The 12,304-nt window shown below is 68.7% G+C and carries 8 protein-coding genes and 2 tRNA genes; 2 read left to right on the top strand and 8 right to left on the bottom strand.

Annotation, left to right across the window (positions count from 1 at the left end):
• Positions 1 to 46 precede the first annotated feature (46 nt).
• The 3 genes from ACFTQE_RS18450 to ACFTQE_RS18460 form a co-directional block, all read right to left on the bottom strand.
• Positions 47 to 4,495, bottom strand: a complete 4,449-nt coding sequence (locus ACFTQE_RS18450; protein ID WP_376926436.1) for a LamG-like jellyroll fold domain-containing protein — start codon at positions 4,493 to 4,495, stop codon at positions 47 to 49.
• 153 nt (positions 4,496 to 4,648) lie between these two features.
• Positions 4,649 to 5,383 (bottom strand): GntR family transcriptional regulator, encoded by a 735-nt coding sequence (locus tag ACFTQE_RS18455; RefSeq protein WP_376926437.1) that lies wholly within the window; start codon positions 5,381 to 5,383, stop codon positions 4,649 to 4,651.
• A 136-nt stretch (positions 5,384 to 5,519) separates the two neighbouring features.
• Positions 5,520 to 6,221 carry a potassium channel family protein gene (locus ACFTQE_RS18460; protein ID WP_376926438.1) on the bottom strand — a complete coding sequence of 234 codons (702 nt, stop codon included), beginning with the start codon at positions 6,219 to 6,221 and terminating at the stop codon, positions 5,520 to 5,522.
• A 62-nt stretch (positions 6,222 to 6,283) separates the two neighbouring features.
• Here ACFTQE_RS18460 and ACFTQE_RS18465 point away from each other — a divergent pair, with 62 nt between their 5' ends.
• Positions 6,284 to 6,820: a hypothetical protein gene (locus ACFTQE_RS18465; protein WP_376926439.1), complete on the top strand. Its 537-nt coding sequence runs from the start codon at positions 6,284 to 6,286 to the stop codon at positions 6,818 to 6,820.
• 108 nt (positions 6,821 to 6,928) lie between these two features.
• Complete coding sequence (locus ACFTQE_RS18470) at positions 6,929 to 7,255, top strand: hypothetical protein (protein ID WP_376926440.1); 327 nt, start codon at positions 6,929 to 6,931, stop codon at positions 7,253 to 7,255.
• A 111-nt stretch (positions 7,256 to 7,366) separates the two neighbouring features.
• On the opposite strand, the gene ACFTQE_RS18475 is transcribed toward ACFTQE_RS18470, so the two are convergent.
• The 5 genes from ACFTQE_RS18475 to ACFTQE_RS18495 form a co-directional block, all read right to left on the bottom strand.
• A tRNA-Met gene (locus ACFTQE_RS18475) sits at positions 7,367 to 7,440 on the bottom strand.
• 47 nt (positions 7,441 to 7,487) lie between these two features.
• Positions 7,488 to 7,559, bottom strand: a tRNA-Thr gene (locus ACFTQE_RS18480).
• A gap of 100 nt (positions 7,560 to 7,659) precedes the next feature.
• Positions 7,660 to 9,558, bottom strand: a complete 1,899-nt coding sequence (locus ACFTQE_RS18485) for a glycoside hydrolase family 13 protein (protein WP_376926441.1) — start codon at positions 9,556 to 9,558, stop codon at positions 7,660 to 7,662.
• Positions 9,559 to 9,623: 65 nt separating this feature from the next.
• A complete protein-coding gene (locus ACFTQE_RS18490; RefSeq protein ID WP_376926442.1) occupies positions 9,624 to 10,628 on the bottom strand; it encodes a sugar ABC transporter permease in 1,005 nt (334 codons plus the stop codon).
• Positions 10,628 to 12,247, bottom strand: a complete 1,620-nt coding sequence (locus ACFTQE_RS18495; protein WP_376926443.1) for an ABC transporter permease subunit — start codon at positions 12,245 to 12,247, stop codon at positions 10,628 to 10,630. The genes ACFTQE_RS18490 and ACFTQE_RS18495 overlap by 1 nt, the downstream gene beginning before the upstream one ends.
• Between the last annotated feature and the right edge of the window lie 57 nt (positions 12,248 to 12,304).

Below are 12,304 nucleotides of genomic sequence, written 5' to 3' on the forward strand. Positions count from 1 at the left end.
CCCGTGGGGCGGCGCGCGCGCGCCCCCCCTCCGCTCGCGGCGTGGCTCAGGCCGCACCGAGGTCCGCCCAGGCCGGGTGCTTCGCGGTGCCGGGCTCCTCGCTGCGGGTCCACCACTTGGCGCGGTACAGGCGGCCGTCGTGCTCGACGGTCTCGCCGCCCGTGTAGATCCACGAGGGGGTCCAGACCCGCACGACTCCGTTCGCGGTACTCACCTCGACGCCCTGCTCGGCCCAAGCGGTGTTCACCTTGCCGTTCTTCGAGGTCGCCCCGGGAGTCGCTCCCTTCGTCCACCACTGGGCGACGAACACACGGCCGTCGTGGAGTACTCGGTCGCCCTCGAGGTAGACGCGGTCGGCGCGCCAGGTCGGCAGGTCCGCGACCGCGACCACGGGTGAGGTCGCCGTTCCCGTGGCGCTGTTCGGCCGACTCGCCGACACGATCACCGCGATCTCGGCGCCGTCGAGCGACCCGTCGACCTGCAGCTGTTCACCGGTCTCGCCCACGAGCTCCTCACCGCCAGCGGTCCAGCGGTACGAGAAGGTCAGGCCTGCTGCATCCCATTCCCCGGGCTGGGCGAAGAGGATGCCGCCGACCTCGGCCGTGCCGGAGATGCTCGGTGCCACGGTCGCGGCAGGTGCCGGATCCTGGATGGCGACCTCGTATTCGGCCTCCGTCGCGTTGCCGGCCGAGTCCGCCGCCGTGTACGTCAGCGTGTACGCGCCCGCCGCCGGCGGCACGATCGTGCCCGGTTCGAGCGCGACGTCCTCGCCGATCGGGCCCGAGACGGTGATCGCGATGTCCACGGAACCCGAATCGTCGCCGGCGATTCCCGCCGGCACCGTGTACTCGGCACCCACCGTCGACGTCGCTACCGGCTCGGGGTCGACCTCGAGCAGCGGCGGCGTCGTGTCGTTTCCCTTCAGCGCGTGCGCCGCGAGACGGGCGACCGCCGTCGCCGCAAGCGGCTCGCTGAAGACCTTCGCCGTCGAGATGACGCCCTCGAAGGGGTACTCGATCCCGCCCGACGAGGAGATGTCCCCGCCGACCACGAAGGCCCGCGCCGCGCCGGAGGGGTTCTGCACCTTGCCACCGCCGGCCGCCACGGCCGAACCGGCCTCTCGACCGTCGACGAAGACGCGCAGCGCACCGGTCGAGGCGTCGTACGTCGCCACGACGTGCGTCCACTGCCCGGCGGTCACCGCGTTCTCGGCGCGGGCGACGACGTGCGTGCCGCCGACGCGAACCCACAGCTCGGGAGTGACCTTGCCCGGCCGGGTTCCCGGCAGCATCTCGAGGCCCTGACCTGCGGTCTGGGTGTTCGAGATCATGTCGCGTTCGGTGGTGATCGACGGAACCTTGAAGACCGACTCGATCGCGAAGCCGTCCTCCGTCTTGGCATAGTCGGTGTCGGACCACGGGATGCGCGAGCCCTGGGCAGCCGAGGCCGTGAACGTCGCGACCTCGCTGCCGAGCGCGGAGTCGACCGAGACGGCGGCCGTGCCGGCGGTGATCGCGTGGGCCCGCGGCGACCGGTCGGCGGGCTTGCCGCCGACGTAGTCGAGGTCGAGCAGATCGGCGACGGGGAGCGGCTCGATGAGCTCGGCCATGGCCGCCGATCCCTTCGCCGCGATCACGGTGAACGTGGCCTGCGACTGGCGCGCGGCCGCGTCCGTGACGACGTAGGTCAGCGTGTGCGCGCCGACCACGGCGGGAGTGAACCTGAACCGGCCGCCGTCGGTGCGCTCGACCTCGACGACCCCGCCTGCGGGATCGGTCACCTCGACGGCGACCTTCACCCGGCCCGAGTTGTCGACCGCCTGCGGCGCCGGAGCGACGTAGGGGCGGTCGACGACGGCGGATGCGCCCGGCACCGGCCGCTCCACCTTCACCAGCGGCGGTGTGGCGTCGATGAGCTTCAGCTCGCGATTCGCGACGCGGTAGACGTTCTTGTCGGAGAGCGGGGCGCCGTAGACCTCGACCCCCGCGATGCGTCCGTCGAAGGTCGCGTCGTTCAGCGCGCCGCTCGGGTTCGCATCGCCGCCGATCGCCAGGTACCGGGCGGCGGCGGTGCCGGGCTTCACCGGGAACGAGACGTCCTCGGTCGTCACCGCCTTGATCCCGTTCACGTAGAGACGGGCGTCGGTGCCGTCGTACCAGCCGGTGACGTGGTACCAGATGCCGTACTTCAGCTCGACCGAGGGGCGAGGGCTCGCGTACCAGAAGCCGAGCTCGTAGCTCTCGGCCGAGGCCGTGCGCACCGCCTCGAGTCCGATGCCGCCGCTCTGCATGCCGCCGACGACATCGACATAGCCGCCGACGGGCTTGTCGATCGCGTCGAGCTTGAAGGTCGCGTCGATCGTGAAGCCGTCCTGCAGTTTCGCGTAGTCGGCGTCGCTCCACAGCGAGGTCTTGAACGCGGAAGCCGCGCCCTGCTCGCCGATCGCGACCTGGACACCGAGGTCGGCGTTATCGGCCACGCGGGCCGCGCTGCCCGCGGTGAGGGTCCACGCCTTCGGCGAGGCATCCTGAGCCGTGCCGTCGGCGAAGCCGACATCGAGCAGGTCGGCCGTCGGCACCTGCTCGCGCAGGTCGTCGAAGGTGAGCGCATCGGGGTCGAACGGCGGCTCGACGGGGCCGGTCGAGCCGGTCGTCGTGAACCGCGCCGTGAGCGGCGACCCCTCCTTGCCCCACGCATTGATCGGGGTGATCCGCACCTCGTACTGGCGCGATGGGCGAAGGCTCCACACCTCGTGGTTGCGGCTCGTCGGCATCGGCAGGTTGTAGAAGCCCGACCACTGCAAGAAGGTGTTGACGGTCTGGCCGGTCGCGACGTCCACGGTCGTGTAGCGGTACTTGTGCACGATGTCCTGCACGGTGTTCGGTGCCGGCGCGGCCTGCGGGAAGGCGACCATCGCCTTGTCCTCGCCGATGCCGTTCACGGTCACCGACGATCCGGCGGGCCAGACCGGCGCGCCGCTGAGGCTCGCACGGTGCGTGTTGTTGAGCGGGAAGCGTTCGTCGTAGCTCTTGGTGGTGTCGACCGAATCGGCGACATCCCAGGTCCAGGTCTGGTCGACCCACTGGTCGGCGAGCAGGTCGTAGTTCTTGATCGTGACGGTGGAACCGCTGATCTCGACGATGGCGGTCTGCCGGTTGTTTCCGGCATCGTCGGGCGTGGTGTCGTTGGAGCGGCTGGTCGGGCTCGTGTTGACGACGCCCGATTCGAACTCGTAGTAGGCCAGCGGCGGCGCGTTCACGGTCGTGAAGCCCTTGTCCGCCTTGGTGCCGCTGCGGTTCTCCTGGCCCTGCCAGACCGAGGTCGGGATGTTCTGCGGCGTGTGGATGTGCCCGCCCCAGACGACCGCCTGGGGGAAGTCGTCGAACACCGACTGCAGGGTGTCGCCGCATCCGCTCGAGAGCCCCGTGCCGTACCACTCGTTCGAGACGTAGTGCGTGCACTGCAGCGGGTGGTGCACGAGCACCATGACCGGCTTGGTCGGGTCCTCGGCCGTGTCGGCCGCGAGTCGCTGCTGCAGCCATGACGCCGCGTAGGCGTAGTTGCCGGAGTTCGCCGCCGACGGCTTGCCGGTCGCCGGGTCGAGGGTGCCCGCGCCCGGCGAGACCGTGATGACGTGGTAGCCGTTGATCGTGTAGTCGGCGTTGGGCTTCTGCCCGCCGGTGGCCTGCGTGAACAGGTCGTACGAGGCGATGCCGCTGACGTCGTGGTTGCCGAGCGAGGCGACGAGGTCGATGCCGAGGTCGGCCTTCGAATCGATCGTGCTCTTAAGCCCGGCGTACTCGCTCGCGGTCGCACTGTTCGTCAGGTCGCCCACGAACAGCGCGGTGCCGACGTCCTCGGCCTTCCAGAAGTCGTACGCCTCGGCGAGCTCGCTCCAGTTGTTGTGGATGTCGCCGATCGCGGCGAAGCGGACGTCGGGCTCGCCGGCGGCGGGCACCGCCTCGTTGGGCGCGGTGACGGATGCCTCGGCTGCCGTCTCCTCGGCCGGGGCGGGGGTGGCTCCCCCGGTCACGGTGACGACGCGGGACTCCTCTGCGATGCCGCCCTCGGAATCCGTGACCGTGAACGTGACGGTGTAGTCGCCCGCGATGGCCGGCGTGAACCGGTACATGCCGTCGCTCTCGGGGAACACGGCGGCCACCACGCGGTCGGGGCTCGTCACCGAGACGACGAGTTCGCCGACGAGGCCCGTGGCGGCCGAGAACTCCACCGTCTCGCCGGCGACGGCGGAGGCGGGTACCGGAGTCGAGTCGGCGGTCGACGGCTGACCGCTGGACGACTCGGCACCCGACGACGACTCGGCACTCGAGGTCTCGGCGCCCGGGGCCGCAGCGCGGGGTGACGCTTGGGCGGGCGCTGCGATGCCCGTGAAGAGCATGGCTGCGGCGGCGACGGATGCGACGATCAGCGCCGGGCCGCGCCGCGCTCGGCGGGGCTCGGCGGGGCGGGACGGGGGAACGGCGGGCTGCGACACGGTATGTCCTTCGAACGACCTGGACCGGAACACAGCCACGACAGCGGGTCAGGGTGTCTGTTCGGTGAACACGATGAGACGGGCCGGCGGCGGTTCCTCGAGATCGGGCGAATCCGTCGGCCCGCTGCGCACAGTGGGTGATCGGGGGTGCTCTCAGCCCGTCTCGGGCAGCTCCGCCGCGCCGGCGGCCTGCGCCTCGAACGAGATGGTGTGGGGCACGTAGCGGTCCTCGCCGCATTCGACCGGGCGGCCGTTGGCCGCGTACGTCTCGCGCCGCACCTGCAGCATCGGGCTCGACCTGCGCACGCCGAGCAGCCGCGCGTCGTCGCTCGACGCCGACACCGCTTCGATGCGGTGGTTGCCATGGGTGATCACGATGCCGGCACGGGCGAGCGAGCTCGTGGTCGAGAGCACGTCGTTGGGCATGCGCTCGACATGCGCGACCACCCATGGCGCCCAGGTCGAACGCTCGACCATGACGTCGCGCTCCTCGAGCGTGCGCACGCGCACCGTGCACAGCACGTCGACACCCGTGCCGATGCCGAGCAGCCGGGCCTCCCGCGGGGTCGCGCGTCGGACCTCGCGAGAGACGATCCGCCCGCCCGAGGCCCTGCCGCGGCCCTGTGCCCATTGGGTGAACGACCGCATGCGGTCGAACCCCTGCGTCTGCGCCGACTGCACGAACCATCCGGCACCGCGACGGGATTCGATCAGGCCCTGGCGTGCGAGCGCAGCAAGTGCGCTGCGCACGACCCCGCGTGACGAGCCCTGCATCGCAGCGAGCTCGAGTTCGCTCGGCAGGCGAGCCCCTGCGGGCAGTTCGCCGGAAACGATCCTCGCCCGCAACGCACCGAGGGCATCGAGCCCACGCGTTTCGGCGCGCACCATCCACCTCGCAATCACGCCGTCGTCGGCGGCAAGGCAGAGGCTACCGGGTGGGCCCGCGATTCGACAGCTGCGATCGTCAGCGAGAGCAGAGTCCTGATTCCGTCGGTCGGCCCCAGTACGAGCCGTTCGTTTCTATTCAGCTCCGGCTGAGTGCTTCCCTGAGGGCTCGGATCTCTGAGGTAAGCACCTCCATCTCCACCTTGGTGGCCGCTTCCTCCTGCTTGTCGGACTCGCCGACCATCTCGACGATCCAGGAAGCCAGTGTTGCGGTGACCACACCGATCAATGCGATTCCGCCGATCATCACACCGACCGCAACGAGCTGTCCTGTTGACGTCACAGGGAAGAAGTCTCCGTAGCCCACGGTCGTGATTGTGACGAATGCCCACCACAGTCCATCCCCGATCGTTTGAATGGAGCCATCTTGGCCACGCTCGGCGTCGAGAACCGCGACGGCAGCAACCCACACCAGCAACAGGGACGCACCGATGACATAGAGAATCACTCGCCCGCGGAATGCCGCGCCGGCGGTGCGCTGGAGTACTGCGAGGAGCGTCACCAATCGCAGCAGTCGGAGCGGTCGGAGCATCGGAAGGACGACGATGACGAGATCCAAGAGGTGCGTGTAGAACCAGCGCCATCGCTGCTGGGCGAGGCAGAGGTTCACGACATAGTCGATCACGAACAGTCCCCAGGTGAACCAGATGATCGTCTCTGCGATCGCTGCAGCAGTGCCGGTGAGCTCGCCGATCACCTGCCACGAGTATGCGATGAGGAACGCCAAAGCGGCGATCGCGAGCGGCCAATCGACGAGCTTCTGCCAGCGCTGCTGATCCATGCGGTCAGCTGAGATGCGAGCGAATTGGAGCCCGCACGCCGATCTGGTGCGAGGATCGTGCAATGAACGGTACGCGGGATGATGAACGCCGCATTCGGATCGCGACCGAAGCGTTCGACCTCATCCAAGCGGAAATCCGTCCGCTCCTCGCCTCAGGCGGTCGGTTGTGGTCGAAGGGGTCGGGAGGCTACCCGAGTCGTCTACGTCAGATTCTTCATGGACTGGATAAAGCTCACGACGTCACGTTTGCGACCGAAGCTGCGATACAACTCCCGCCTGATCAACGGGTTGTGGAGCATGTGATCCCTTTCAAACGGATCGTCATCGAGATTGTCGATCCGAGCCAGGCGGACCCCAGATCGAACACTCACAATGGCCCGATCGCTGGTGGCCCTGCTACTTCTCCAGAACACCTGATCTCGATCTTCGACCAGCTCCTTCAGAAGTGTTGGGTCACGAAGGAGGAACACGACCGTCTGAACCGTGCCGGCCGCAGTCTCCAGTGGGACGCACCAGATGGCGACGGATGGTCGCGCTACCGACTCGCGAAGGTCGACGCGCATCGCCTTCCGGCAGTCGACATCCCGAGCCGCGACTAGCTGCACCTGCCCGAACCCGGATCTGTCTGCGGGCAGCCAGTTGCGGCAGCTAACGAGTGGCCGGAACGTGCGCACGGCGCTAGCGTCGAACCCGGCAGAGGGGGTCGCGTGCGGGCCGAATGGGACGAGTCGTACTTCGACGCGGGGCAACGGGACGCGTCGGTCTATTGGGTCTGTTTCTGGACCGGAGACGACGTCGAGCACTCAGCCCAGCACGATCCACAGCGGATCACCGAAGCGGAATCAGTCGAGGAGGTACTTGCTTGGCTGGCTCGAGAGAGGGGCGAGCGAAGGTTCGAACTGTTCGTCGAAACCGTCGACCGCGCCGAATCACGCGAGCACGGCAGGGGAACTCTGCGAAGCCTCATCCGCCTGGCCGGAGACTTCCGCCCCGGCGGCACCTCGGTCACATTCACGATGACCAGGTCGGACTGACAATGAGGCCGTGAGACGTCACGAATCCACGACCGACGCGGTCAGAAGGTGATCACGATAGCCGGAACCGGGAGAAACGGACGAACCGCGAGACGCAGAGTCCTGATGTTGTAGCGAGGGCGGGACTCGAACCCGCGACACCACGATTATGAGCCGTGTGCTCTAACCACCTGAGCTACCCCGCCGGGTAGGCTTCCCGGCCCGACCGAACGGTCGAACCGAAGAGAACCAGAGCCCCGAGTCAGGATTGAACTGACGACCCCTTCCTTACCATGGAAGTGCTCTACCACTGAGCTATCGGGGCGCGTTGCCGCACTTGGCAACCGTACGAGGATATCACCTCTCGGCGGCACCTCCGAACCAGCGCCGCAACCGATCGGCGACTGCCGCCGTGCACCTGCCGATCATGCGGATTCGGCCTGCCACGACGGCGCCGAGACGCCGGGGAGACTCCACGCGGCGAAGCCGGCCTCGTCGGTCTCCAGCGTCACGAGACCAGCGGATGCCGCGACCCGCGCCCGACCGAAGAGGGCTGCCGCGACCTCCGCCGCCGCGAGCTCGTTCGAGTCGAACGACAGCGTCGCCGCCGACCGCGCGGCGAACACGAGCACCGACTCCTCGGCCGACTCGCGCACGAAGGCCACCGCGTCATCGCCGACCGCGAGCCAGCGGATGCCGCCGGTCGCGAGCACCGGATGCTCACGCCGCAGCCGGAGCAGCGAGCGGTACGTCTCGAGCACGGGCGCGACCTCTGGCGAAGCCTCGCTCCCCCACGGCATCGGCGTGCGCGAGGCCTCGCCGTCGACGCCGGTCAGCCCGAACTCGTCTCCGGCCCAGACGACCGGGATGCCGGGCAGTGAGACCGCGAGACCGAGCGCAACGGGCAGTGCGCCCGGGCGCGCGTGGGTTGCGAATCGCGGGGTGTCGTGCGTGTCGAGCGCGTTCATGGTCGCCGCTCGGGTGCGCCACGGGAATCCCGCGGCGAACCGCAGGTGGGCGGCGAGGAAGTCGCCTCCGGTGAACGTCGGAACCTGCTGCAGCGCGAACCCGAGACCGCCGCCGGCCGGGCTGCCCGGTTCGAGCAGCCAGCTCCAGAGCGGCCGGGTGAACGGCGTGTACGTCATCGCCCCGTGCCACGCGTCGCCCTGGAAGTCGCTCGCTGCGTCGTTCGTCGACTCCCCGAGCAGCAGCGTGTCGGGCTTCACCTCGAGCATCGTGCGACGGATCGTCTGGCGCACCTCGGCGTTCAGGTCGGCGGAGCCGAGTCGGCCGGTCATGTTCGCGACGTCGATGCGCCAGCCGTCGAGGTTGAACGGCGCGCCGAGGAACCGGGCGACGACCGAGTCGGGGCCCTCGATGAAGCGGCGCCGGAGCTCGACCGAGCTCCAGTCGAACTTCGGCAGGCTCGGCACCCCGAGCCACGACTCGTAGCCCCCGCCGTCGGCCTCGTCGCGGAAGAAGTAGAACTCCCGCTCGGGCGCTTCGGCGTCGGCCTGCGCGGCGCGGAACCATTCGTGCGCATCACCCGAGTGATTGGACGTCAGGTCGCCGATGACGCGGATGCCGCGAGCATGCGCGGCCTCGACGAGCCGCACGAGCGCCTCGTCGCCGCCGAGCAGCGGGTCGACGAGGTCGAAGGTCGTCGCGTCGTAGCGGTGGTTCGAGCGCGCGGGGAAGACCGGCGTCAGGTAGAGCAGGTCGATGCCGAGCGACGCGAGGTGGTCGAGCTTCTCGCGCACCCCGTCGAGGTCGCCGCCGAACACCTGCTTCGAGCGCCCCGGGTACACGGGGTCGACCGGGTCGCTCCAGTCGGCGGCGATCGCCCACTCGGGCAGCTCCCCGGCCGCCCGGAGCTCGTCGAACGGCGCAGCCCCCGATTTCGCGAAGCGATCGGGGAATACCTGGTACATCAGGCTCGACGCCGCCCATTCGGGCGCGGGCTCGTGCGCGACGAGCCGGAAGTCGTCGTGGTCGCGGGTCTCCACCGACGACGGGCCGAGCTGGTTCAGCCAGTGCTGCCGGCCGTCGTCGCCGACGAGCAGCCAGCGGTAGCCGTGCACGGGGTTCTCGACCTCGACGCCCGTCTCCCACCACTGCCAGCCGTCGGCGGCCCCGACGAGGGATGCCTCCTCGAAGCGCGGCTCCCGGTTCGGGTTCGATCGGGTGCCGACCCACGAGAGCGGCCCGAACGACTCGGGCACTCGCAGGCGCACCCGCACGGTCTCCCCGAGTGTCGGAGCCTGCGTCGAGACGTGCAGCGGGGATCCGTCGTGGTGCGGAGCCGGAGGGGTCGGCGGAGTCATTCCATCACCTTTCCACCCGCGTACGACACGCGGGCGACGACGTGCGCCGCGCCGGCCGCGGTCGCCTACTTCACGGCGCCGGCGGTCAGCCCGCCGACGATGTACTTCTGCAGGAAGAGGAAGAGCGCCACGACCGGCAGCGCCGCGATGACGGCACCCGCCGAGAAGGCGCTCCAGTCGGCGTAGCGCGGGTTCGACACGAGCTTCGTGAGTCCCACGGCGAGCGTCTGCTGCTCGGTGTCGATGAGGAGCACCGATGCCACGACGAACTCGTTCACCGAGGCGATGAACGACAGCAGGGCCACGACCGCGAGGATCGGCGCCACGAGCCGCAGGATGATCGTGAAGAAGATGCGGGCATGGCCTGCGCCGTCGATCTTCGCGGCCTCGTCGATCGACGCCGGCACGGTGTTGAAGAAGCCGTACATCAGGTAGGTGTTCACGCCGAGCGCGCCGCCGAGGTAGACCATGATCAGGCCGATGTGGGTGTTCAGGCCGATCGCGGGGAACCAGTCGCCGATCGCGCTCATGAGCAGGAAGATCGCGACGACGGCGAGCAGCTGCGGGAACATCTGCACGACGACGATCGAGATCAGGCCGAAGCGGCGACCGGTGAAGCGCATGCGCGAGAACGAGTAGGCCGCGAGCGCGCCGAGGAACACGGTCAGCACCGCCGTGATGCCGGCGATCATGAGCGTGTTGCCGAACCAGGTGAGGAAGGGCACCTGCGGGTCGGTGAGGATGCGCACGTAGCTGTCGAGGCCGATCTTCGAGAAGAGGGCGTTCGAACCGGTCAGGGTGCCGTGCGGGTTCAGCGACGACGAGATCACGAACACGATCGGGAAGAGCGAGAAGACCACCATGACGACGCCGACGACGTGGCGCCACCCCGTCGCGGCGAACCAGCGACGCAGGTTGAACGGTCGGCGGGCGATCTCACGGCCGGCACCACCGTCGCCGCCGTCGCGCGCGATCGAGATGCTCGCGCGCGTCGAGGCATCCGCGAACTCCTCCGCCTCGCCGATGACGAGGCCGGTCTGGGTTCCGGGAACGGGCTGCTGGGCGGCCATCAGTTCAGCTCCTCGAGCGACTTGGTGCGGCGGAAGGCGATGACCGAGATCACGGCCACGATGATGAAGATGATGATCGAGTAGGCGCTCGCGAGACCGTAGTCGCGCGTCTGCCCGGTGAACGCCACCTTGTAGACCATCGAGATCAGGATGTCGGTGAACCCGACGGGGATCGGGGCGTTCGAGTCTCTCGGGCCGCCGTCGGTGAGCATGTAGATGACGTTGAAGTTGTTGAAGTTGAACGCGAACGACGCGATGAGCAGCGGCGCCACCGACACGAGCAGCAACGGCAGCTTGATGAGCCGGAACACGGCCCATGGCTTCGCGCCGTCGACCGTCGCGGCCTCCTGCAGCTCTTCGGGGATCGATTGCAGGGCGCCCGTGCACACGAGGAACATGTACGGGAAGCCGAGCCAGAGGTTCACGAGCAGCACCGAGAACTTCGCGAGCACCGGGTCGGTCAGCCAGGGAATGGATGCCCCGCCGAACAGCACCTGGTTGATGAAGCCGAAGCTCTCGTTCATCATGCCGGCCCAGATGAGCGCCGACAGGAACGACGGGATCGCATACGGGAGGATCATCAGCACGCGGTAGTACTTGCGACCCTTCATCCGCATGTCGTTGAAGACGATCGCGAGGAAGAGGCCGAGGAAGAACGTCGACGCGACCGAGATGAGCGCGAACGCGAAGGTCCAGAGCGTGACGTAGACGAGCGGGCCGGCGAGTCGCTCGTCGGTGACGGCGCGGACGAAGTTGTCGAAGCCGACGACGATCTGCCAGCCGGGCAGCAGCTCATCACCGCTGTCGGAGGTGAACGCGCCGGTGCCGATGTCGGAGTAGACGGTGCCGGTGTCGAGGTTCGTCATCGTGCCGGCGGCCTCGTCGTACTCGAGGTTCGAGAGGTAGAGGTACGCGCTCGAGCCGTCGGGCGTACGCAGCGCCCCGTCGTTCGGGTCGTCGGAGAACGGCACGGCGAGTGCGGTGATCTCGTCGGTGCGGGCGATCACGTCGCCGAACTGCAGGGTCGTCCAGCCGTCGACGGCCACGGCGCGGTCGCCGTCCATCTCGGCGTCGACGGGGGCGAGCGGCTGGTCGTTGGTGCCGAGCAGCGCCTCGCCGTCGGGGTCCGTCGCGAGCAGGCCGAGCGTGCCGCCCTGGTCGACGACGGTGACGGGGTAGGTGGGCGAGTCCTCGACGCGCTGGAGCGACGAGGCCATGAGCGAGGAGACGGCCTGCTCCTTCGAGCCGTTGTGGCCCGTGCCGTAGTTCGTGAAGGCGATGTAGCCCGTGTAGACGAGCACGAACACCTGGAACACGACGAGGAAGATGACGCCGGGCGCGAGGTACTTCGCGGGGAGCTTGCGGCGCGAGAAGTAGATCCAGTTGACGATCACGGCCACGACGGCGACGATCGCCGCGACGAGCCACTGCCCGGCGCCCGCGAGGATGATGACCCCGTAGATCGCGATCGCGTCGACGAGGCCGAGCATCAAGAGCTTCACGAGGAGCATCTTCAGCCCGCCGGATGCCGCGTCGGCGATGTTCGCGGCACGCCGCTGCTTCTTCGTCGGCTTCTGCGGCGTCGCCGCGGAGACCTCGTCGTCGATCGTGGTGGTCATCCTGCTCGCTCTTCTCGTCGAACGTGAGTGCTCCGGGTCGGATGCCGTGGCGGCATC

The sequence above is a fragment of the Agromyces sp. NPDC056965 genome, from assembly GCF_042673425.1.
Classification (GTDB): Bacteria; Actinomycetota; Actinomycetes; order Actinomycetales; family Microbacteriaceae; genus Agromyces.